The 21,515-nt window shown below is 72.0% G+C and carries 18 protein-coding genes; 8 read left to right on the forward strand and 10 right to left on the reverse strand.

What is annotated here, in order from left to right; translation table 11 throughout:
- The first annotated feature begins 103 nt into the window (after nucleotides 1-103).
- Nucleotides 104-919 carry an MBL fold metallo-hydrolase gene (locus ABZV78_RS15730; protein ID WP_355639088.1) on the forward strand — a complete coding sequence of 272 codons (816 nt, stop codon included), beginning with the start codon at nucleotides 104-106 and terminating at the stop codon, nucleotides 917-919.
- A gap of 131 nt (nucleotides 920-1,050) precedes the next feature.
- Here ABZV78_RS15730 and mdh read toward each other — a convergent pair whose 3' ends face one another.
- Together mdh and ABZV78_RS15740 are read right to left on the reverse strand one after the other, a co-directional pair.
- Complete coding sequence (gene mdh, locus ABZV78_RS15735) at nucleotides 1,051-2,001, reverse strand: malate dehydrogenase (protein ID WP_212832320.1); 951 nt, start codon at nucleotides 1,999-2,001, stop codon at nucleotides 1,051-1,053.
- 100 nt (nucleotides 2,002-2,101) lie between these two features.
- Nucleotides 2,102-2,962 (reverse strand): bifunctional methylenetetrahydrofolate dehydrogenase/methenyltetrahydrofolate cyclohydrolase, encoded by an 861-nt coding sequence (locus tag ABZV78_RS15740; protein ID WP_355639090.1) that lies wholly within the window; start codon nucleotides 2,960-2,962, stop codon nucleotides 2,102-2,104.
- A gap of 411 nt (nucleotides 2,963-3,373) precedes the next feature.
- Here ABZV78_RS15740 and ABZV78_RS15745 point away from each other — a divergent pair, with 411 nt between their 5' ends.
- The 5 genes from ABZV78_RS15745 to ABZV78_RS15765 all read left to right on the forward strand — a co-directional run bounded on the left by ABZV78_RS15745 (nucleotide 3,374) and on the right by ABZV78_RS15765 (nucleotide 9,186).
- Nucleotides 3,374-4,981, forward strand: coding sequence for an ABC transporter substrate-binding protein (locus ABZV78_RS15745; RefSeq protein WP_355639092.1), 1,608 nt, complete (start codon nucleotides 3,374-3,376; stop codon nucleotides 4,979-4,981).
- 126 nt (nucleotides 4,982-5,107) lie between these two features.
- On the forward strand, nucleotides 5,108-6,046 hold the full coding sequence (locus ABZV78_RS15750) for an ABC transporter permease (RefSeq protein ID WP_355639093.1): 939 nt from the start codon (nucleotides 5,108-5,110) through the stop codon (nucleotides 6,044-6,046).
- Nucleotides 6,047-6,114: 68 nt separating this feature from the next.
- Nucleotides 6,115-7,071, forward strand: a complete 957-nt coding sequence (locus ABZV78_RS15755; RefSeq protein WP_254334805.1) for an ABC transporter permease — start codon at nucleotides 6,115-6,117, stop codon at nucleotides 7,069-7,071.
- 65 nt (nucleotides 7,072-7,136) lie between these two features.
- Nucleotides 7,137-8,174 (forward strand): ABC transporter ATP-binding protein, encoded by a 1,038-nt coding sequence (locus ABZV78_RS15760; RefSeq protein WP_355639095.1) that lies wholly within the window; start codon nucleotides 7,137-7,139, stop codon nucleotides 8,172-8,174.
- Nucleotides 8,158-9,186 (forward strand): dipeptide ABC transporter ATP-binding protein, encoded by a 1,029-nt coding sequence (locus ABZV78_RS15765; protein ID WP_355639097.1) that lies wholly within the window; start codon nucleotides 8,158-8,160, stop codon nucleotides 9,184-9,186. The genes ABZV78_RS15760 and ABZV78_RS15765 overlap by 17 nt, the downstream gene beginning before the upstream one ends.
- A gap of 69 nt (nucleotides 9,187-9,255) precedes the next feature.
- On the opposite strand, the gene ABZV78_RS15770 is transcribed toward ABZV78_RS15765, so the two are convergent.
- From ABZV78_RS15770 to purN, 4 genes are all read right to left on the reverse strand, one after another.
- On the reverse strand, nucleotides 9,256-11,889 hold the full coding sequence (locus ABZV78_RS15770) for a glycosyl hydrolase (RefSeq protein ID WP_355639099.1): 2,634 nt from the start codon (nucleotides 11,887-11,889) through the stop codon (nucleotides 9,256-9,258).
- A 179-nt stretch (nucleotides 11,890-12,068) separates the two neighbouring features.
- On the reverse strand, nucleotides 12,069-12,455 hold the full coding sequence (locus ABZV78_RS15775) for a hypothetical protein (protein ID WP_355639100.1): 387 nt from the start codon (nucleotides 12,453-12,455) through the stop codon (nucleotides 12,069-12,071).
- A gap of 258 nt (nucleotides 12,456-12,713) precedes the next feature.
- A complete protein-coding gene (gene purH, locus ABZV78_RS15780) occupies nucleotides 12,714-14,285 on the reverse strand; it encodes a bifunctional phosphoribosylaminoimidazolecarboxamide formyltransferase/IMP cyclohydrolase (protein WP_355639101.1) in 1,572 nt (523 codons plus the stop codon).
- A gap of 76 nt (nucleotides 14,286-14,361) precedes the next feature.
- A complete protein-coding gene (gene purN, locus ABZV78_RS15785) occupies nucleotides 14,362-14,982 on the reverse strand; it encodes a phosphoribosylglycinamide formyltransferase (protein ID WP_355639103.1) in 621 nt (206 codons plus the stop codon).
- Nucleotides 14,983-15,200: 218 nt separating this feature from the next.
- Between purN and ABZV78_RS15790 the strand changes: the two genes are divergently transcribed.
- Nucleotides 15,201-15,815 (forward strand): hypothetical protein, encoded by a 615-nt coding sequence (locus ABZV78_RS15790; RefSeq protein ID WP_355639105.1) that lies wholly within the window; start codon nucleotides 15,201-15,203, stop codon nucleotides 15,813-15,815.
- Nucleotides 15,816-15,878: 63 nt separating this feature from the next.
- Here the strand turns inward: ABZV78_RS15790 and ABZV78_RS15795 are convergent, their stop codons facing one another.
- Entirely contained in the window at nucleotides 15,879-17,210 is a 1,332-nt protein-coding gene (locus ABZV78_RS15795) for a DUF6350 family protein (protein ID WP_355639107.1), read from the reverse strand.
- Between the two features lie 159 nt (nucleotides 17,211-17,369).
- On the opposite strand from ABZV78_RS15795, the gene ABZV78_RS15800 reads away from it, so the two are divergent.
- Nucleotides 17,370-17,639: a DUF4190 domain-containing protein gene (locus tag ABZV78_RS15800; RefSeq protein WP_355639109.1), complete on the forward strand. Its 270-nt coding sequence runs from the start codon at nucleotides 17,370-17,372 to the stop codon at nucleotides 17,637-17,639.
- A gap of 57 nt (nucleotides 17,640-17,696) precedes the next feature.
- On the opposite strand, the gene sucD is transcribed toward ABZV78_RS15800, so the two are convergent.
- From sucD to ABZV78_RS15815, 3 genes are all read right to left on the reverse strand, one after another.
- Nucleotides 17,697-18,584, reverse strand: a complete 888-nt coding sequence (gene sucD / locus ABZV78_RS15805; RefSeq protein WP_091262595.1) for a succinate--CoA ligase subunit alpha — start codon at nucleotides 18,582-18,584, stop codon at nucleotides 17,697-17,699.
- A gap of 2 nt (nucleotides 18,585-18,586) precedes the next feature.
- Nucleotides 18,587-19,765 carry an ADP-forming succinate--CoA ligase subunit beta gene (gene sucC, locus ABZV78_RS15810; RefSeq protein WP_355639110.1) on the reverse strand — a complete coding sequence of 393 codons (1,179 nt, stop codon included), beginning with the start codon at nucleotides 19,763-19,765 and terminating at the stop codon, nucleotides 18,587-18,589.
- A gap of 187 nt (nucleotides 19,766-19,952) precedes the next feature.
- Complete coding sequence (locus ABZV78_RS15815; RefSeq protein WP_355639112.1) at nucleotides 19,953-20,765, reverse strand: hypothetical protein; 813 nt, start codon at nucleotides 20,763-20,765, stop codon at nucleotides 19,953-19,955.
- Between the last annotated feature and the right edge of the window lie 750 nt (nucleotides 20,766-21,515).

Raw genomic sequence — 21,515 nt, forward strand, 5'->3', positions numbered from 1 at the left:
CAAGCAGTACGAGCGTACTGGAAACAGACCGGGGCTCCCCAGCCGGCCTCACCCCGCCGGAAACGGGGTCGCCCGGGACGGGCCGCGGTGACATCCTTCCCGGATGCCGCTGACTCACACGGTCGGGTCTATCACGGTCACCGCCCTGCTCGACGGGGCGGGTCCCTTCTTCCAACCGCGCGCGGAGGCGTTCCCCGACGCCACCCCGGAGCAGTGGCACGAGGCCGACCGGCGGGACCCGGACACCGTCACCCCGGACGGCCGCTGGTGGCTGCCGTTCCGCGCGTTCGCGCTGCGTACCGGGGACGGGCCGGTCACCCTGGTGGACGCCGGGATCGGCCCGGCCGACGCGCTCGCCGCGAGCTGGGCGCCGGTGCCCGGCCGGTTGCCGGCCGAGCTGGCCGACGCCGGCATCGACCCGGCCGACGTCCGCACCGTGGTGCTCACCCACCTGCACACCGACCACATCGGCTGGGCGGGCCCGCACTTCCCGAACGCGGACCACCTGGTGCAGCGCGCCGAGCTGGCCGCGCTGGAGCTGTTCCACCCCGAACTGCCGGCCCGACTCCTGGGGCCGTTGCGCGCCGCCGGCCGGCTCCGGGTGGTCGACGGCGACACCACCCTCACCCCCGGGGTACGCGTGCTGAGCACGCCCGGCCACACCCCCGGCCACCAGTCCGTGCTGGTCGACGACGGCGACGACCGCCTCCTGGTCACCGGCGACCTCCTGGTCCACACCCTCCAACTGGTCGACCCCACCCTCGCCTACGCCCACGAGGAGAACCCGTCCGAGGCCCGCGCCTCCCGCACCGCCCTCCTGCACTCCCTGGCCGACCACGGCGCGACCACCCTGGCCACCCCCCACCTGGGCCACCCCTTCACCCCCCTCCCCCACCTCCCCCGCCTCTCGCCTCGTTGATCATGAGGTTGACGGCGATGTCGATCTCCATCACTGCCGCCAACTTCATGATCAACGGGGCGGGAGGCCCGAGATGTGCGAAGGGGCGGGCCGGCGTCAGCCGGCCCGCCCCTTCGGCGGAGGTGCTCAGGTCACATGTTGGCTACGTCGGCCTGCTTGGCGCGGACGGCCTCGGCGGCCTCCTTGAGGGCGGCCAGCTCGTCGGCGTCCAGGTCGGTCTCGACGACCCGCTTGACGCCCTCGGCGCCGATCTCGGCCTCGACGCCCAGGTAGACGCCGGAGATGCCGTACTGCCCGTCGACCCAGGCGCAGACCGGCATGACGTCGCCGGAGTCCTCGGCGACGGCCTTGGCCATCCGGGCGGCGGCGGCCGACGGGGCGTAGTACGCCGAACCGGTCTTCAGCAGCGCCACGACCTCGGCGCCACCGTTGCGGGTCTTGACGACCAGCTCCTCGATCTGCTCGGCCGGCATGGCCTCGCGCAGCGGCTTGCCGTTCACGGTGCTCTTCGACGGGACCGGGACCATGGTGTCGCCGTGCGAGCCCAGGGTCAGGGTCTTCACCGACTTCACCGGCACGTTCAGCGCCTCGGCCACGAAGTTGGTGAACCGGGCGGTGTCGAGCATGCCGGCCTGGCCGAGCACCCGGTTCTTCGGGAACTGGGTGGCGAGCTGGGCCAGCGCGGTCATCTCGTCGAGCGGGTTGGAGACGACGATGACGACGGCGTTCGGGGCGTACTTGGCGACGTTCTCGGCGACCTGACGGACGATCTTGGCGTTGGTCTCCAGCAGGTCCATCCGGCTCATGCCCGGCTTGCGGGGCAGGCCCGCGGTGATGACGACGACGTCCGAGCCCTCGATGGCCTCGTAGCCCTCGCCGTTCGGGCCGGTGGTGACGCCGACGACCTTGGTCTCGAAGCCCTCGACGGCGCGCGACTGGTTGAGGTCCAGCGCGAGACCCGCCGGCTTGCCCTCCACGATGTCGGTGATCACGACGGTGTCGAAGACGTCGTACTCGGCCAGGCGCTGTGCGGTGGTGGAGCCGTAGAAGCCGGCCCCGACGACAGTGACCTTCTTACCCATGGTCGTCCCACTCCCTGATACCAGTCGGTTTTCCGGACCGTATCAGCCATCCTGGCACCGATCGGGCCAGGGGCGGACGGTTATGACGTGCCTGGGTGGCTCAGTCCCGCTCGGCCCGCTCGACGACGTTGGTCAGCAGCATGGCCCGCGTCATCGGGCCGACCCCGCCCGGCATCGGCACCAGCCGGCCGGCGACCCCGGCCACCTCCGGGTCGACGTCGCCGGTGTAGCGGCCCTTGCCGTCGGCCCCGATCACCCGGGTGATGCCGACGTCCACCACGGTCGCGCCCGGGCTGACCATGTCGGCGGTGAGCAGCCCCGGCACGCCGGCCGCGACGATGACGATGTCGGCCTCGCGGGTGTGCGCGGCGAGGTCCAGCGTGCCGGTGTGGCACAGGGTCACGGTGGCGTTCTCGCTGCGCCGGGTGAGCAGCAGGCCGAGCGGCCGGCCGACGGTGTTGCCCCGGCCGACCAGCGCGACCTTCGCGCCGCGCAGCGGCACGTCGTGCCGGCGGAGCAGCTCGACGATGCCGCGCGGGGTGCAGGGCAGCGGGGCGTCGTAGCCGAGCACCAGCCGGCCCAGGTTGACCGGGTGCAGGCCGTCGGCGTCCTTGTCCGGGTCGATCAGCTCCAGCGCCCGCTGGGTGTCCAGGTGGGCCGGGAGCGGCAGCTGGACGATGTAGCCGTGGCAGCCCGGGTCGGCGTTCAGCTCGGTCAGCACCGCGTCGAGCTGCTCCTGGGTGGCGTCGGCCGGCAGCTCCCGGCGGATCGAGGCGATGCCCACCTCGGCGCAGTCGCGGTGCTTGCCGTTGACGTACGCCTGGGAGCCGGGGTCCTCCCCGACCAGGACCGTGCCCAGCCCGGGGGTGATGCCCCGCTCCGCCAGCGCCTTGACCCGCGTCCGCAGCTCGTCCTTGATCTCCGCCGCGGTCGCCTTGCCGTCCAGGATGGTCGCCGTCACGAATGGATCGTCTCACGCCGCGCCCCCGCCCGGCCGACGACGGCAAACGGTGACGAACCGTGACGTGGGGTTAGTCACTGAGAGTGACCGAATGTGCATCGCGCCACAGGTGGATACGGACACCGAGCGCGGGACGGGACAGCGCGGACGGCCCTGGCACATCCACCCGAGCACGCCGCGACCCCACCGCACGACGCGACCGGGCGGAGGAAAAGTCCTGCTGATGGGCCCGGCGAGGCACTTCCTTAGCAGGTCGGGCCGGCGACGACAAGCCCGGTCGGCACGATCCGTTACCGGTTCGCAACGCTCCCGTTGTCGACGGGGCCGATCGCGACCTACCGTTACCGCTCGTTGCGCAGCGTCACCCAGCGCCGGGCCTGACTGCGCAGCGTGAGGAGATGAGGAGAGTTCATGCGTGTTCGTAGACTCGCCGCCTGGACCGCCCTCCCGCTCGCGGTGACGCTGGGCCTGGCGGCCTGCGGCAGCGGCGGGAACGGCGGATCGAGCGGCAGCGGCCAGGACGCGGCGGTCAGTATCCAGATTTCCGAGCCGCAGCACCTGGTTCCGACCAACACCACCGAAACGTCCGGCTCGCAGGTGCTCGCCGGTCTGTTCAGCCCGCTCGTCGACTACGACGCGCAGAACAAGCCGTACGAGGTCGCGGCCCAGGCGGTGACGCCGTCCGACAACAACAAGGTCTGGACGGTCAAGCTCAAGGACGGGTTCACCTTCCACAACGGCGAGAAGGTCACGTCCGACGACTACATCAACGCCTGGAACTACGGCGCGTACGCGCCCAACGGCCAGGGCGCCAGCTACTTCTTCGAGAAGATCGCGGGCTACCAGGACCTGCAGGGCGAGAAGCCGAAGGCCAAGACGATGTCCGGCCTGAAGAAGCTGGACGACCTGACCTTCCAGGTGACGCTCTCCGAGCCGTACATCGACTTCAAGTCCATGCTGGGCTACACCGCGTTCTACCCGCTGCCGGAGGCCGCGTTCTCCGCGCCGGGCGTGCTCAACGACTCTTACGAGCAGGCGCCGATCGGCCAGGGCCCGTTCAAGATGAAGGGCACCTGGCAGCACGACAGCAAGCTCGACGTCGAGCGCTACGACGCGTACCCGGGCGAGAAGCCCAAGGTGAAGGCCGTCGAGTTCCGGGTCTACCAGCAGCTCACCGCGGCGTACTCGGACCTGCAGTCGGACAACCTCGACGTGCTGCCGACGATCCCGACCGAGAACCTGAGCACCGCGCCGAGCGACCTGGGCGACAACTACCAGACCAGCCCGATGTCGTCGTTCCAGTTCCTGGCCTTCCCCACCTTCGAGAAGGACTACAGCAAGCCGGACGTGCGCAAGGCGATCTCGATGGCGATCGACCGTGACGAGATCACCAAGTCGATCTTCAAGGGTTCGCAGCAGTCGGCCCGCTCGTTCGTCTCGCCGGTCCTGCCGGGCTACCGGGACAACACCACGGGTGCCGCGGGTCAGTTCAACCCGACCGAGGCCAAGAAGCTCTACCAGGCCGCCGGCGGCCCGTCGAAGATCACCATCTCCTACAACGGGGACGGCGGTCACAAGGACTGGGTCGACGCGACCTGCAACCAGCTCAAGGCCAACCTGGGCGTCGACTGCGTCGGCTCGGCCGAGCCGAAGTTCGCCGACCTGCTGACCAAGGTCGAGAAGAAGCAGCCGGTGGGTCTGTTCCGGATGGGCTGGGTCATGGACTACCCGTCCATGGAGGACTACCTCGGCCCGCTGTACAGCACCAACGGTTCGTCGAACTACTACGGCTACAGCAACCCGGAGTTCGACCGCCTGGTCAAGGAGGGCTCGGCCGCGCCCACCCAGGCTGAGGCGATCAAGAAGTACCAGCAGGCCGAGGACATCCTGGCCAAGGACATGCCGGTGATCCCGCTCCGCTTCGGCGAGAACGTGTACGGGCACTCCAGCAAGGTCAAGAACGTCCAGATGGACCTGTTCCAGCGGGTCAACCTCGTCAAGATCGAGGCGGCCAGCTGAGCTGACCGCGGCACGGGCCACCCGGGGCGACCCGGGTGGCCCGTGGCACGTGGCGGGCGCAATCTCCGGTACGCCAGAGATGTCAACCTGCGCCCCTTTCGCGTTTTTCCAGAGAGACTGGAAAGCATGTTCCGCTTCATCCTGCGGCGCCTCCTGCAGATGGTCCTCGCGTTCTTCGGGACCACGCTGATCGTCTACGCGCTGATGTTCGCCGGGCAGGGCGACCCGATCCAGGCCCTCGCCGGGGAGCGGCCGGTGACGGCGGCCCAGCGGGCATACCTGACGCAGAAGTACCACCTGGACCAGACGGGCGTGGGCGGCTTTTTCTACCGTTACCTCGACTACGTCAAGAACCTGCTCCAGGGCGACCTGGGCCAGTCGCTCACCGGCCGGCAGATCGGCGACATCCTTCAGCAGGCCTGGCCGGTCACCGTGCGGCTGGCGCTCATCGCGCTCGCCGTGGCCATCGTCTTCGGCGTCACGGCCGGCGTGATCGCCGGCATCCGTCGGGCAAGCATCTTCGACAACTCGACGCTGGTGCTCACCCTGCTGGTGCTGGGCATCCCCACCATCGTCCTGGCACCGCTCGCGCAGTATTTCCTCGGCGTCAGGTGGCAGCTCTTCCCGCCCACCGCGGGGGCCCAACCGAGCTTCTACGCGCTGCTGCTGCCCGGCATCGTGCTCGGCTCGCTGTCGCTGGCCACCGCCCTGCGGCTGACCCGCACCTCGGTGGCGGAGAACCTGCGCGCCGACTACGTCCGCACGGCCCGGTCGAAGGGCCTGGTCAAGCGGCGCATCATCAGCGTCCACGTGCTGCGCAACTCGCTCATCCCGGTGGTCACCTTCCTCGGCGTCGAGCTGGGCAACCTGATGAGCGGCGCGATCATCACCGAGGGCGTGTTCAACATCCCCGGCGTGGGCTTCAACCTCTTTCGCGGCATCCGCACCGAGGACGGCCCGCTGGTGGTCGGCATCGTCAGCGTGCTCGTCGTGGTCTACCTGATCTCCAACCTGGTGGTGGACGTGCTGTACGCCGTACTCGACCCGAGGATCCGCTATGAGTGAGCGCAGCGAACGAATCGTCAACGCAGTGTGCTGGCTCGTGGTCGCGCCGAGCGGAGCGAGGTGCGGGCATGAGTGACTTCGAAACGGTGGCGGCCACGGAGAACCAGGCCGCGCGGCGGGGCGTCTCCGGCGAGCCGGGCGCACCCAACCAGGTCGGCGCGCCGCAGAAGCCGCGCAGCCTGGCCGGCGACGCCTGGCGGGACCTGCGCCGCAACCCGATCTTCTGGATCAGCCTGGGCCTGGTCGTGCTGTTCACCGCGATGGCCGCCGTGCCGTCGCTGTTCACCGCCAACGACCCGCGGGACTGCCTGCTCTCCCGGCAGCACGCCGGGCCGTCCGGCGGGGCCATCTTCGGGTACGACTTCCAGGGCTGCGACGTCTATGCCCGGGCGGTCTACGGAACCCGGGCCTCGCTGCTGGTGGGTGCCCTCGCCGCGCTGGCCACCGGCGTGATCGCGCTGGTCGTCGGCATGCTCGCCGGCTACTTCGGCGGCTGGGTGGACGCGGTGCTCTCCCGCGTGATCGACATCGTGCTCGGCATCCCGCTGCTGCTCGCCGCGATCGTGCTGCTCAAGCGGCTGAGCACCAGCAGCGACAACGTCCGGCTGTTCGCGGTGATCTTCGTGTTGGCGGTGCTCGGCTGGACCACCGCGGCCCGGGTTATCCGCTCCTCGGTGATCACCGCCAAGGAGCAGGACTACGTCTCCGCGGCCCGGATGCTCGGCGCCCGGAACGGCCGGATCATGTGGCGGCACATCCTGCCGAACGCGCTCGCCCCGGCGATCGTGGTGCTCACCATCGCGCTCGGCTCGTTCATCGCGGCCGAGGCGACGCTGAGCTTCCTCGGCATCGGCCTGAAGGCCCCGACCATCTCCTGGGGCCAGGACATCGACACCGGCCGCATCCACATGCGGGAGTCGGCGACCCCGCTGATCGTGCCCTCCGCCTTCCTCGCGCTGACCGTGCTCGCCTTCATCATGCTCGGCGACGCGATCCGCGACGCCTTCGACCCGAAGCTCCGGTGAGCCGTGCGAGCGCGAGGAGTGAGCGCAGCGAGCCCCGCAGTCGTGAGCGAAAGGCAGGCACTGCCATGACCCAGTCCGCCGTCCGGCCCACGCCGGCCTCCCCCACCCCGCCCGGCGGCCACCTGCTGGAGGTACGGGACCTGCACGTCGAGTTCCGCACCACCGAGGGCGTGGCCCGGGTGATCAACGGGGTCTCCTACCACCTCGACGCGGGCGAGACCCTGGCCGTGCTCGGCGAGTCCGGCTCCGGCAAGTCGGTCACCGCCCAGGCGATCATGGGCATCCTGGACACGCCCCCGGCGCACGTCCGCTCCGGCCAGATCCTCTACCAGGGCCGGGACCTGCTGACCCAGTCCGAGGAGCAGCGCCGGCAGGTGCGCGGCAAGGAGATCGCGATGATCTTCCAGGACGCGCTCTCGGCGTTGAACCCGGTCTTCCCGGTCGGCTGGCAGATCGGCGAGACGCTCCGCCAGCGCGAGGGGATGTCCCGGGCCAACGCCCGCCGGCGGGCCGTCGAGCTGATGGACCTGGTGAAGATCCCGGCCGCGGCAAAGCGGCTCGGCGACTACCCGCACCAGTTCTCCGGCGGCATGCGGCAGCGCGTCATGATCGCCATGGCGCTCGCCCTGGACCCGAAGGTGCTGATCGCCGACGAGCCCACCACGGCGCTGGACGTCACCGTGCAGGCCCAGATCATGGACCTCCTGGCCGACCTGCGCCGCGACCTGAACATGGCGATGATCCTGATCACCCACGACCTCGGCGTGGTCGCCGGTGTCGCGGACCGGATCGCCGTCATGTACGCCGGCCGGATCGTCGAGCACGCCGACGTGCGCTCGCTGTACCGGGCGCCGGCCCACCCGTACACCAAGGGGTTGCTCGAGTCGATCCCGCGCCTGGACGTCCGCGGCCAGGCGCTGTCGACGATCAAGGGGTTGCCGCCGAACCTGATGCGGATCCCCTCCGGCTGCCCGTTCCACCCCCGGTGCCCGTACGTGCAGCAGGTCTGCGTGGACGTGGTGCCGCACGACCTGGTCCTCGGCGACGGCCGGACCAGCGCGTGCCACTTCGCGCAGGAGGTCCGTGATGACAGCGCCCGTTAGCCCGACCAAGGTCCGCGGCGAGACCGTCCTCTCCGTCGACAACGTGGTGAAGCACTTCCCGATCAGCCGGGGCGTGCTCTTCCAGAAGCAGATCGGCGCGGTCAAGGCGGTCGACCGGGTCAGCTTCGAGCTGCGCCGGGGCGAGACGCTCGGCGTGGTCGGCGAGTCCGGCTGCGGCAAGTCGACCCTGGCCCGGCTGCTCATGCGGCTGGAGACGCCGACCTCCGGCCGGGCCACGCTGGAGGGCAAGGACCTGTTCAAGGCCTCCGGGTCGGAGCTGCGCCGGCTGCGCCGCAACATGCAGATGGTGATGCAGGACCCCTACACCTCGCTGAACCCGCGGATGACGGTCGGCGACATCATCGGCGAGCCGTTCGAGATCCACCCGGACGCGGCGCCGAAGGGCAGCAAGCGGAAGCGGGTGCAGGAGCTGCTGGACGTGGTCGGGTTGAACCCCGAGCACGTCAACCGCTACCCGCACCAGTTCTCCGGCGGCCAGCGGCAGCGCATCGGCATCGCCCGGGCGCTGGCCCTGCGCCCCGAGGTGATCGTCTGCGACGAGCCGGTCTCCGCCCTGGACGTCTCCATCCAGGCCCAGGTGATCAACCTGCTGGAGCAGCTCCAAGACGAGTTCGGGCTGTCGTACATCTTCATCGCGCACGACCTGTCGGTGGTCCGGCACATCTCGGACCGGGTCGCCGTGATGTACCTCGGCAAGATCGTGGAGATCGGCACCGAGGAGGAGATCTACGAGCGGGCCACCCACCCGTACACCCAGGCGCTGCTCTCCGCGGTGCCGGTGCCCGACCCGGACGCCCGCGAGGACCGGACCATCATCCGGCTCACCGGCGACGTGCCCAGCCCGGCCGACCCGCCCTCGGGCTGCCGGTTCCGCACCCGGTGCTGGAAGGCGCAGGAGGTCTGCGCCATCCAGGAGCCGCACACGGTGCTCCGCGCGGCGGACCCGCACCCCTCGGCCTGCCACTTCGCCGAGGTACGCCCCGGCGCCTGAGCCCCCGACGCGACGGAGGCCCCGTCCCCCGGAGGAAGGGGGGACGGGGCCTCCGCACGGGGTGCCCGGTCAGAGCTGGGCGAGGGGGAACGCCCAGATGCCGCGGCCGTGGGTCGCGACGTAGACCGAGTTGTCGGCCGCGTCGTACTCGACGTCCATGCCGACGGTCAGCGGCAGGCCGGCGCCGAGCCGCTGCCAGCCGGTGGCGCCGGGGGCGCGGTAGAACGTGGCCAGGTCGGTGGCGAGCACCAGCGCGCCGCTGGACAGCTCCTTGATCGAGCTGGCCGGCACGTCCGGCAGGTTCGCCGAGACGTCCTTCCAGGTCGCGCCCGCGTCGGTGGTCTCGAAGACGTGGCCGACGCCGGCGCCCGGCCCCTCGGTGAACCGGCGGGAGAACCCGTTCACCGCGAGGAAGGCGTGCGACGGGTTCGCCGGGTCGATCCCGACGCCCTGGAGGAACCGGTTCGGGAAGTCACCCGGCAGGGTGACCTGGTGCCAGCTCGCCGGGTCGGTGACCTTGCCGACCGCGAGGCCCCGGGCGAAGCCGGCGTTGTTGCACGGGCCGCACCAACCGACGTACGCCGTGCCGCCGGAGACCGCCACCGAGGTGGCGGTGTGGCCGGCGCCCAGGTCGAACACGTTCGTCCAGCCCTTGCCGTCCTTGATCGAGTAGCCCTTGGTGTTGACCCAGACGTGCTGGCCACCGGCGACCCAGACGTTCGCGTCGTGATCGTCCGGGGCGAACGGCGCGATGAACCGGGCCAACTCGTCGCCGGGCGCGTTGGTGTACGGCTGGATGTCGCGCGAGGTGGAGTCCGCCTGCGTGCCCGAGCCGGTGTTGGCGTTGCAGTTCTCGGTCACCCGCATGGCCAGGTTGGTGTACTCCTGGACCTGCCGGCAGCCGTTCGCCGGGTCGGCCTGGGAGTCGCCGCCGTCACCGCCGAAGTGCGAGCCCATCACGGTGTCGCCGGGGCGCAGGATCGAGGTGCCGTTGTCCTGCAGACCGCCGGAGACGATGGTGCCGGCCCTGGCCGGGTCCTTGCCCAGTGCCACCGAGTAGTACTGGAGCGCGTCGATGGTGCCGTCGTTGAGGCTCTGCCAGTCGGTGGCGTGCCCGTCCTTGTCGGTCTTTCCGTTGATCGGCCGCCGGTAGACGCCGCCGTCGTTACCGACATAGACGAAGCCGTTGCCCACGGCCACCGAGTGCTGGTCGGAGTGGGTGGTCTTGCTGCAGGTGTTCTGCGCGTCGTGGATGTTCCAGCAGGAGAAGTTGAAGTTCCAGTACGGGCCGACGGTCTTCCAGTTGGCACCGGCGTCGGTCGACTCGTAGACCTCTTCCAGGCCCGCCCAGACGTGGTTCGGGTTGGCCGGGTCCACCGCAAGGAACTGGTTGTACCAGGCCTGGATGCCCGGGCCGTAGCCCTTGCCCATCACGGTCTGTTTGAGGGCCGAGCCGGAGTTGCCCAGCTTCGACGAGTCGGCGATCTTGTTCCAGGGGCCGGCCGGGTTGCCGGTGTTGGAGACGTAGATGCCGTCCAGGTAGCTGTTCACGTTGCCGGCCGGCTTGTTGAGCAGCTTCGGCGACTGGTTGATCGCGTACAGCTTGCCGCCGTCGGCGGAGAAGGCGAACGTCACGTAGCCGATGTCGTCGGCCGGCATGGCGCCGGTCGGGTTGACCTTCGTCCAGCCGCCCGCGGTGTAGTCGGCGGTCTCGTAGAAGCCGTTGTAGGTGTCACCGGAGCGCCAGGCCGAGGCGACCACCGCGTGCTTCGGGTTGCGCGGGTCCTGGGCCACGTCGTTGACGATGTTCTTGTACGCGGCGTTCGCGTCACCCGCGTTCGCCCCGCCCGGCAGGTAGCTCGGGTTCGGCGCGAACTCCAGCTTCCAGGCGCCCGAGGAGCTGCCCATCGCGTGCGAGAACAGGCCCCGGTTGGTGGCGACCCAGACCTTGCCGTCGAAGAAGCGCAGCTTGTTGATGACCGTGCTCTCCAGCTCGGTCCCGCCGACCCGGTCGGTCGGTGCGAACGCGCCGGACTTCGGGTCGGCCAACCGGTAGACGCCGGCGCCGACGTACGAGGTGCCGCCGGTGTTCCCCTCGCCGCTGGCGTACCAGAGCGAACCGTCGGCGGCCAGCACGACATCGCCGCTGGACAGGGTGGGCAGCGCGTCCGTGATCGGCGTCCAGCTCCCGCCGCCGATCGAGGAACGCCACACGCCGCCGTCCGCGCCGGCCGCGTACACGTGGCCGCTGTTGTCCGACGCGAGGCCGGTGATCCGGCCGGTGACGAGGCCGGCGCCCCCGGAAGAGTTGGACGCGTAGTCGCGGTAGCGAGGGTCGTCGCCGTCGTACCTGAGGTTGGTGACCTCGTGCCAGCGGCCCTTGGTGGCGGGCAGCGCGTTGAGCTGGCTCAGCGCGTTGGTGTACGCCCCCGGCGCGACGATGCCCGGGGCGTAGCGGGCCTGGGCGAACTGCTCGGCGATGGTGCGGGCCTCGAAGGCCTCCTCGCCGGCCTCCTCCGACTCCTCGCCGGCCGCCATCTCCATGAACTCCCTGGGATGCCAGGGCATGTTGGCGCCGGGCTCCTCGGCCAGGCCGAGCTTCTCCTGCACCTCGTGGTTGGTGGCGATGACGCCACCGAGCGCGGCGGTGAGCACCAGCGCGCCCGCGATTGTCGCCGGCTTGCGCCAGCGGAATGTGGACATGTGAATCCTCCCGGATTCGAGGGGGTACCGGGCCCGGCGGCCCGGGACGGAAGACCATGGACGGGTGGCGCGCGACGGCGCCTGACGGTGGTCGGACGGACACCGTCCGAGGGGGACCCTGGGCCGGCGGAACGCCCGGACGGACCTCGGGTCACGTCCGGCGGGCGGCGCGGGCAGGGTCAGGCGGAAGCGGGTGGGCCGCGGGTGGCCAGGGTGCCGCGCGGCGGCAACAGGAGGGCCGGCTGGCGGCAACGGATCGCGGCGGCCACCCGGCCGGGCGTGCCGCCGATCCGCGGCGGCGCGGCCGGGAGGACGTCGTCCGGTCCGTCGCCGGCGGTGACGCCGGCGCGGTGGTCACCGCAGGGTCCGCCGGAGAACGCCGTCCGCAGCTCGGGCGGGGCGTCGCCGGGCGCGTGGAGCGCGGCGGCGGCCCGGTGGTCGCCGGCGTGCGCGGCGGTGACCACCGCGCCGGGCTGATGGCTCTCCGCGCAGGCGGGCGCGCCCAGGCCGGCCAGGACGAACGCCAACGCGACGACGACGGTGCTCAACCGGTCGAACGCGCGCATGGGCAAACCTGTCCGAGGGGGAGACCGCTCGAGCGGGCGGCGCGACGGCCGCGGGCGGGAGCGAATCGAGCGGAGAACGGGGAGGGTCGATCGCTTGCTGCGCGACAACGCTAGCAACAACTTTCACAACCCGGCAATGGTGGAGGGTCGTCCTTCCGGCTGGTCAGCCGTCCACTCGTGACATCGCCCGGACCGGGGCGGGCAACACATGAAACAGGGGCGCGGCCGGTCGGCCGCGCCCCTGTTCCGGGTCGGAGATCAGTGGAAGAAGTGCCGGGTGCCGGTGAGGTACATGGTCACGCCGGCCTCCTTGCAGGCGGCGATGGTCTCCTCGTCGCGGATCGAGCCGCCGGGCTGGACGATCGCCCGGACGCCGGCCTCGATGAGGATCTTCGGGCCGTCGGCGAACGGGAAAAATGCGTCCGAGGCGCAGACCGAGCCGCGGACCCGCTCGGCGCCGGCCCGGCTCACCGCGAGCTGCGCCGAGTCGACCCGGTTGACCTGGCCCATCCCGACGCCGACGGTGGCGCCCTCCCGGGCCAGCAGGATGGCGTTGCTCTTCACCGCGCGGACCGCCCGCCAGGCGAACGCCAGGTCGCGGAGGGTGGCCTCGTCGGCCGCCTCGCCGGTGGCCAGCGTCCAGTTCGCCGGGTCGTCGCCGGCGGCGTCGATCCGGTCCCGCAGCTGCACCAGCACCCCACCGGTGACCTGGCGCCACTCGGCCGGCAGCGGGTCGAAGGCCGGGGCCCGCAGCAGGCGGATGTTCTTCTTCCCCCGGAGGATCTCCAGAGCGCCCTCGTCGAAGCCGGGCGCCACCAGCACCTCGGTGAAGATCTCCGCGACCTGCCGGGCCAGCTCCACGGTCACCGGCCGGTTGACCGCGATCACCCCGCCGTACGCGGACACCGGGTCGCAGGCGTGCGCCCGGCGGTGCGCCTCGGCCACGTCCGCCCCGACCGCGATGCCGCACGGGTTGGCGTGCTTGATGATCGCCACCGCCGGCTGCTCGGGGAAGTCGTTCGCGGCCCGCCAGGCGGCGTCGGCGTCGACGTAGTTGTTGTAGGACATCTCCTTGCCGTGCAGCTGCTCCGCCTGCGCCAGGCCGGCCGGGCTGGCCGGGTCGGCGTAGAGGGCGGCCGCCTGGTGCGGGTTCTCGCCGTAGCGCAGCACCGCCTGGCGGCGCAGCGCCAGCCCGGCGAACGCCGGCCACCCGTCGGCGGCCGGCGCCAGGTCCCGGGCGAACCACTCGGCGACGGCCACGTCGTAGTCGGCGATGTCGGCGAATGCGCGGGCCGCGAGGGCCCGCCGCTGGGCCAGGGTGAAGCCGCCCTCGGCGAGCGCGGCCCGCAGCGCCGGGTACGTCGCCGGGTCGGTCACCACGGCCACCGAGGCGTGGTTCTTGGCCGCGGCCCGGACCATCGCCGGACCGCCGATGTCGATCTGCTCGACGCACTCGTCCTGGCTCGCGCCGGAGGCGACGGTGGCCTGGAACGGGTAGAGGTTGGAGACCAGCAGGTCGATGCCGGCGATGCCGTGCTCGTCGAGCTGGGCGGCGTGCGTGTCCTTGCGCAGGTCGGCGAGAAGGCCACCGTGGATCTTCGGGTGCAGGGTCTTCACCCGGCCGTCGAGGATCTCCGGGAAGCCGGTCACCTGCTCGACCGGGGTCACCGGCACGCCCGCGCCGGAGATCGTCGACGCGGTGCTGCCGGTCGAGACGATCTCCACGCCGGCCTCGTGCAGGGCCTGGGCCAGCTCGACCAGGCCGCTCTTGTCGTAGACGCTGACCAGCGCCCGCCTGATCGGGCGGCGGACGTCCTCAGTGGCACTCATGCCGCCCCCTCGCTTCGCTCGGTGCCGGCCTGAGCCACCACGGCGCTGTACCGCTGATTCGCTCGCTGGCGCTCGCTCATGGAACGGTGACCTTTCTACCGGTGATCGTCCAACCTTCACGGACCAGCCGACCGACCTGCTCGACGAGCTGGCGCCGCTCGGCGGACTTGATGCGCTCGGTGAGCGTCTCCTCGTCGTCGTCGTCCAGCACCGGCACGGCGACCTGGGCGACGATAGGGCCGGTGTCCATCCCGGCGTCGACGAAGAACAGCGTGGCCCCGGTGACCTTCACGCCGTACGCCAGCGCGTCCCGGGGGCCGTGGATGCCGGGGAACGCCGGCAGCAGGGTGTTGTGCGTGTTCAGGTAGCGGTCGCCGAACGCGGCCAGGAAGTGCGGACCGACCAGCTTGAGGAAGCCGGCGCTGATGACCAGGTCGGGCTTGTGCTCCGCGACGTGCGCGGTGAGCGCCCGGTCCCAGTCCTCGCGGCTCGGGTGGTCCTTCAGCCGGTCCACGAAGGTCGGCACACCGGCCCCGGCGGCCCGGTCGAGCCCGACGATCCCGTCCCGGTCGGCGCCGACGGCGACCACCTTCGCGCCGTACGCGGGGTCGACGCTGGCGTCCAGCAGCGCCTGGAGGTTGCTGCCGGAGCCGGAGACGAGGACGACGAGGCGGGCGACGGACGCGGGCTCGGTCACGCGGCAACCCTATCGGGCCGGAAGGGGCGTCCGACGCTCGGGCGGGCCAGCCTCGGGTGATCTCCCTCGTGGCGCCGGCACGATACGCTGCCGTCGCCCGGTGCCGTGCGTACGCCCGGCCCGGCGTCGGCATCGTGACCTTGGTCCCGGGCCCGTGTGCCGCGGGCGTCCCGGTGTCCGGGCGGAATGATGAGCGGCAACAACCCGACCATGGACCGTTGACCCCCCAGCTTGAGGAGCGCTCCGCAATGCAGCCCGGTTACCCAGGTCAGGACCCCTACGGCCAGCAGCCGAACCAGGACCCGACCTCCCCGCAGTACAACCCGTACGGCCAGCAGCCGCAGCCCCCGCAGTACGGCCAGCAGCCCACCTCGGGCCAGCCGTACGGGCAGGACCCGTACGCCCAGCCGCCGCAGGCCCCGCAGTACGGGCAGCAGCCGACCTCGGGCCAGCCGTACGGCCAGCCGACCTCCGGCCAGCCCTACGGCCAGGACCCCTACGCGCAGCAGCAGCAGCCGTACGGCGCCGCGCCCCAGTACCCGCCGGCCGGCTACCCGACCGGCGGCGGCCAGAACAACACGCTCGGCCTGATCGGCATGATCGCCGGTATCGCCTCGATCGTGCTCGGCCTCTGCTGCCCGATCATCGGCATCCCGGCCGGCATCGCCGGCGTCGTGCTCGGCTTCCTGGGCCAGAAGAAGGTCCAGACGGGCGAGGCGAACAACGCGGGCCAGGCCAAGGCGGCCCTCATCTGCGGCGGCATCGGTGTGGTCATCGGCATCATCAACGCGATCGCCGGCGCCGCGATCAACCTGAGCAACCTCGGTTCCTGAAACCGGCTCCACGAGGGGGCGTCCGGCATCGCCGGCCGCCCCCTTCGCCGTCTCCAGCGCCGGTCAGTGCTCGGCGCGGCGCGGCGGTGGGGCGGTGGGACGCGGCGGGGCCGGGGTGCGGGTGAGGGTGCGCCCGGCGGCGGCGCCGAGGAGTGCGCCGACGGCCACCACCAGGGTGGCCACCCCCGCCACCGACCAGGGCGCCGGGCCGATCTCGGCCAGCCGGCCGCCGCCGAGCGGGCCACCGGAGGCCGCCGCGGCCAGGCCGAGCAGCACCCCGGCGACCGGGCCGGCGAGAGCCGCCGGGACCAGCAGCGCCGACCACCCGACCGGCGCGCGGTCCTCGGCCGCGACCCGCAGCAGCCGGCGGGCCAGCAGCCAGCCGGCCGCCATCGCGGCCAGCACCGGCACCGCGAGCAGCGCGGCGCCCGGCCCGTCCACCGGACCGCGCGGCAGGCCGGCCAGCAACGGCACGGCCGGCAGCGCGCCCACCGAGACCTCGCTGGTCCGCACGGCGGTGTCGGTGCCGATGGCGAACCCGGGCCCGAGCAGGTAACTGGCCGACCAGACGGTGGCGTTCGGCGCGTAGGCGAGGCTGACCAGGGTGATGCCCGCCTGGCCGGCCACCCCGGTCCGGTAGGCCCCGATCATGTCGGCCGCGTCGCCGCCCCCGGTCGCCACGGCCAGCCCGGCCGCCCCGGCGCCCGCGCCGAGCAGCAGCAGGACGGCGACCAGCCCGGTGCGCACCCCGTCGCGCAGCACCCCCGAGGAACGGCGGGCCAGCAGGACCCAGACGCCGGTGGTCCGCAGCGCGCCGACCAGGGCGGCGAGCCCGGCGAGGAGCGCGAAGGTCAGCCCGGCCCGAACCGGGGACACCCGCAGCCCGCCCGCGCCGACCGCGATCGCGGCGAGGGCGCCGAGCAGCGCGTACCCGATGCCGACCGCGACCGCGACGGTGAGCGCCTGCCGGGGCGAGCGGTTGCCCCGCGCGCCGACGGCCCGGCAGACGTGCACCCCGGCCCGGGTGAGCCGCCAGACGGCGAGCGCGGTCAGGGCGAGCGGCGCCAGGCCGAGCGGCCCGGCGGCGGTCTCCAGCGGCACGCCGTGGCCGAGCAGCCAGCCGACCAGGCCGGCGCGGAGCGCACCGGGCAGCGAGCCGGCGTCCTCGCTGAGCTGGGCCAGGCCGAGCACCACGGTGACCGGAAGCCAGGAGGTCACGGCGGCCCAGAGGGCCGCCACCCCGGCGGCGACGGGCAGCGGGGCCCGGCCGCGCGGCGGCTCCCCCGACCGGGGCGCGGGCACCCGCGGCGCCGGCCCGGCACGGCCGGTCGGCCGGGCGCCGGCGGCGACCTCGGCGGCGGGGCGGCGGGGCTGGTCAGGGGTGACGCGTGACATCGGCTCTACTCTGGCATGCCGCGCGGGCGACGGCAGTCCGATACCGCTCCGGGGCCACGGCGAGTTCCCTGATCCACCGGCTCGACGGTCCCCAACCGGTTTAGCCTCGGCCCAGGACGCGACCTTTCGTGTCGCGGCACCGACCGCTCGGAGGAAGCCGTGAACGCTCCGTATCCGCCGCCCCCGCCGCCACCGGCCGCCGGCCGGGACCGGACCACCCTCTGGGGCATCCTGGGGATCATCACCGGCCTGCTCTGCTGCGGCATCCTGGGCATCGTCTTCGGCTACCTGTCGATCCGGGACGCGAAGCGCTTCGGCAAGTCACCGCTGCTCGGTTGGTTGGCCATCGCGTTCGGCGTCATCAACCTCATCGCCAGCGCCATCATCCGGGCCCGGGGCAACTACTACTCCCCCTACTGGTACCGGTAGGAAGCGTGAGGGGGCCGACCGGACCCGGTCGACCCCCTCGGCACGTCACGGGACCGCTCAGCGGCCGGACATGATCTCCCGCATCAGCTTGGCGGTCTCGGTCGGGGTCTTGCCGACCTTCACGCCGACCGCCTCCAGCGCCGCCTTCTTGGCGTCGGCGGTGCCCGCCGAGCCGGAGATGATCGCGCCGGCGTGGCCCATGGTCTTGCCGGGCGGGGCGGTGAAGCCGGCGATGTAGCCGACCACCGGCTTGGTGACGTTGGCCTTGATGAACTCGGCCGCCCGCTCCTCGGCGTCGCCGCCGATCTCACCGATCATGACGATCGCGTCGGTCTCCGGGTCCGCCTCGAAGGCGGCCAGGGCGTCGATGTGGGTGGTGCCGATGATCGGGTCACCGCCGATGCCGACGCAGGTGGAGAAGCCGATGTCGCGCAGCTCGTACATCATCTGGTAGGTCAGCGTGCCGCTCTTGCTGACCAGGCCGATCCGGCCGGAGCCGGTGATGTCGGCCGGGATGATGCCGGCGTTGGAGGCGCCCGGCGAGGCGATGCCCGGGCAGTTCGGGCCGATGATCCGGGTCCGCTCGCCCTTGGCCACGTTGTACGCCCAGAACGCGGCGGTGTCGTGCACCGGCACGCCCTCGGTGATCACCACGGCCAGGTCGATGCCGGCGTCGATCGCCTCGACCACCGCGGCCTTGGTGAACTGCGGCGGCACGAAGATGACCGTGACGTCCGCCCCGGTCTCCTTCATGGCGTCCGCGACGGACGCGAAGACCGGCAGCTCGGTGCCGTCGAAGTCGACCTTCTGGCCCGCCTTGCGCGGGTTGACGCCGCCGACGACGTTGGTGCCGGCGGCGAGCATCCGCCGGGTGTGCTTGGAACCCTCGGAACCGGTCATCCCCTGCACGATGACCTTGGAGTCCTTGGTCAGCCAGATAGCCATTGTCAGACCCCCGCAGCTGCCAGCTCGGCGGCCCGCTCGGCCGCGCCGTCCATGGTGTCGACCCGCTGGATCAGCGGGTTGTTCGCGCCGTCGAGGATCGCCCGACCGGCCTCGGCGTTGTTGCCGTCGAGGCGGACGACGAGCGGCTTGGTGGCCTTCTCGCCGCGCTGCTCGAGCAGCGCCAGCGCCTGCACGATGCCGTTGGCGACCGCGTCGCACGCGGTGATGCCGCCGAAGACGTTGACGAAGACGCTCTTCACCGACGGGTCGGAGAGGACGATCTCCAGGCCGTTCGCCATCACCTCGGCGCTCGCGCCGCCGCCGATGTCGAGGAAGTTGGCCGGCTTGACGCCGCCGTGCCGCTCACCGGCGTACGCGACCACGTCAAGCGTGGACATGACCAGGCCCGCGCCGTTGCCGATGATGCCGACCTCGCCGTCGAGCTTGACGTAGTTGAGGTCCTTCTCCTTGGCGGCCTGCTCCAGCGGGTCCACCGACGCCTGGTCGACCAGGGCCTCGTGGTCCGGGTGCCGGAACGCGGCGTTCTCGTCCAGGGTGACCTTGGCGTCCAGCAGCAGCAGCTTGCCGTCCTTGGTCGTGGCCAGCGGGTTCACCTCGACCAGCGTGGCGTCCTCGGCGACGAACGCCTGCCACAGCTTGACCGCGACCTCGACCACCTGGTCGGCGACCTCGGCCGGGAAGCCGGCCGCGCTCACGATCTCGCGCGCCTTCGCCTCGTCCACGCCGGTGTTGGCGTCGATCGGGGCCTTGACGACCTTCTCGGGGGTGTCGGCGGCGACCTGCTCGATGTCCATGCCGCCGGCCACGCTGGCGATGCAGAGGAAGGTGCGGTTCGCCCGGTCGAGCAGGTACGAGAAGTAGTACTCCTCGGCCACGTCCGCGGTCACGGTGATCATGACCCTGTGGACCGTGTGACCCTTGATGTCCATGCCGAGGATGTCGGTGGCCCGGGCCACCGTCTCCTCCGCGCCCTCGGCCAGCTTCACGCCGCCGGCCTTGCCGCGGCCGCCGACCTTCACCTGCGCCTTGACGACAACCCGGCCGCCGAGGCGCTCGGCGATCGCGCGGGCCTCCTCCGGGGTAGTGGCGACGCCGCCGGCGAGCACGGGCAACCCGTGCCGCTCGAACAGGTCCCGCCCCTGGTACTCGTACAGGTCCACGATTGCGCGTCCCGTCCCGTCTCCGCGGCGCGCCCTCGCGCCGCCACCAGCGTTGGAAAATCAGTTTGACGCCTGTCATCAGATGAGACAGGCCATTTGCCGCAGCCTAACGAGATGGGAACCAGCGGCAACCGAGCGGGTGCACGGTGTGCGGTAATGCACAGCCGCCTCTGTGTCGCGCCCGGGCTCAGCCGATCCGGCAGCGCCCGGCCGCGTACCCGACCACGGCGCGCATGATCTCGTCCTCGCTCCGGTCGGCGTGGTTGACCGTGGCGGTGAAGCCGGTGCCGAAGAAGGCCTGCTGCATCCCGGAGTCGAGCGCGGTGAACGCGCCCAGCCCGCTGCCGACCCGCGGGTCGCGCGGCTTCACGCAGAGCATCTTCTCCAGCCCCCAGCGCCGCAGGTAGATCCGCTCGACCGTCTCCCACGGCAGCCAGATCGCCTGCCCCCGGGTCGGCCGCGTCTTGATCCACAACCCGGCCGGCCCGAGCGCGAGCACCGGGCCGCCGGAGGAGACCAGCCAGAGTTGGAGGCCGACCGGCACGGCGAAGAGGAGCATCACCACCGGGATGATGAAGAGCACCCCGGCGCCGCCGTCCCCGGACGACGCGGCCAGGCCGATCGGGCAGGCGATCACCAGGCCGATCACCAGCGTCACCAGCCCGAGCGTCAGCGCCCGCTTGCCCAGGCTCGGCCGGACCACGAACGGCAGGTCCTCCGGAATCCGCTTCGCGGTCGGCGCCGCCGGCGCCGGCTGGACCGGCCCGGGGTAATACGCCTGCGGGCCGGCCGGCCAGCCCGGCGCGGGCTGCTGGTACGGACCGCCATGCTGCTGGGGCGCGGGCCAACCGGGCTGCTGCGGCGCGGGCCACCCGGAGCCGGCCTGTTGCGCGGGCCATCCCTGCCCCGGCGCGCCCGGGTGCTGCGGCGGCGGCCATCCCGGGGGCGGCGAGGGCCGGCCGCCGGCGGGGTCGGGCTGCGGGTACGGCGGCTGGGTCACGGCGGGCTCCCGACGGGGTTCGTCGACCGCGGGACGCGGTCCGGGCAGGCACACGATACGACCCGCGCCCGCGCCGCGAGGTCCCCGGAAACCGGCCCTTCCACCGTGCCCGCGAGGCGGGCCGTCAGCCGTCCGGGGGATGTTGGGGAACGGGCGTAACCCCCTGTTGGGGGCGTCGTTGAGTCTGATGTCGGAGCGCTGGTCAGGCGCGACGACGGGAGCGGCCGATGCCCTGTCGGTCGAGGGGTGGCGGCGGGGCATCGTGCATAGAGGGGCCGGACGTGTGAGGGGTGCGTCCGGCCCCTCCCCCTGTCCGGACACCGGCAACCCGCCACCACGTCGCCGACCTGGCGCATCCCGGACGTGCGTCACCGCCACCTCGGCGAGCCGGCGCGAGCCCGAACGCGGGCACCCGGGCCGCCGACCGCGCCCCGGGCATGAGCTCCGGACCCGCTACCGACCTGATGTCATGAACGACGACTCAAGCCTCGACTCGCCCGCCTGCCGCGCCGAGTCGTCGACGACGTCAGCTCGAAAGGCCCCGGAGGGAACCCGCCGGGCCCGAGCCATCCTCCAGACCCGCTACGAACTTGATGTCCTTAACGACTCAGCCCGGGTCTTGCGGTGGCCAGCGAGGCGCGGACAGGCGTCCCGCACCCGCGAACCGCGCTGACCCGTCGACAACATCACGTCGAAAGGCTGAAGCGACCACCCGCCGGGGCTGATCCGTTCACGTCATCAAGTTCGTAG

Source organism: Micromonospora sp. NPDC004540, from assembly GCF_040610095.1.
Taxonomy (GTDB): domain Bacteria; phylum Actinomycetota; class Actinomycetes; order Mycobacteriales; family Micromonosporaceae; genus Micromonospora.

Coding starts and splice junctions, on each gene's coding strand:
- ABZV78_RS15730 (WP_355639088.1), top strand. CDS start 104: ATGCCGCTGACTCACACGGTCGGGTCTATCACGGTCACCGCCCTGCTC.
- mdh (WP_212832320.1), bottom strand. CDS start 2,001: ATGGGTAAGAAGGTCACTGTCGTCGGGGCCGGCTTCTACGGCTCCACC.
- ABZV78_RS15745 (WP_355639092.1), top strand. CDS start 3,374: ATGCGTGTTCGTAGACTCGCCGCCTGGACCGCCCTCCCGCTCGCGGTG.
- ABZV78_RS15750 (WP_355639093.1), top strand. CDS start 5,108: ATGTTCCGCTTCATCCTGCGGCGCCTCCTGCAGATGGTCCTCGCGTTC.
- ABZV78_RS15755 (WP_254334805.1), top strand. CDS start 6,115: ATGAGTGACTTCGAAACGGTGGCGGCCACGGAGAACCAGGCCGCGCGG.
- ABZV78_RS15760 (WP_355639095.1), top strand. CDS start 7,137: ATGACCCAGTCCGCCGTCCGGCCCACGCCGGCCTCCCCCACCCCGCCC.
- ABZV78_RS15765 (WP_355639097.1), top strand. CDS start 8,158: ATGACAGCGCCCGTTAGCCCGACCAAGGTCCGCGGCGAGACCGTCCTC.
- ABZV78_RS15770 (WP_355639099.1), bottom strand. CDS start 11,889: ATGTCCACATTCCGCTGGCGCAAGCCGGCGACAATCGCGGGCGCGCTG.
- ABZV78_RS15775 (WP_355639100.1), bottom strand. CDS start 12,455: ATGCGCGCGTTCGACCGGTTGAGCACCGTCGTCGTCGCGTTGGCGTTC.
- purH (WP_355639101.1), bottom strand. CDS start 14,285: ATGAGTGCCACTGAGGACGTCCGCCGCCCGATCAGGCGGGCGCTGGTC.
- ABZV78_RS15795 (WP_355639107.1), bottom strand. CDS start 17,210: ATGTCACGCGTCACCCCTGACCAGCCCCGCCGCCCCGCCGCCGAGGTC.
- sucD (WP_091262595.1), bottom strand. CDS start 18,584: ATGGCTATCTGGCTGACCAAGGACTCCAAGGTCATCGTGCAGGGGATG.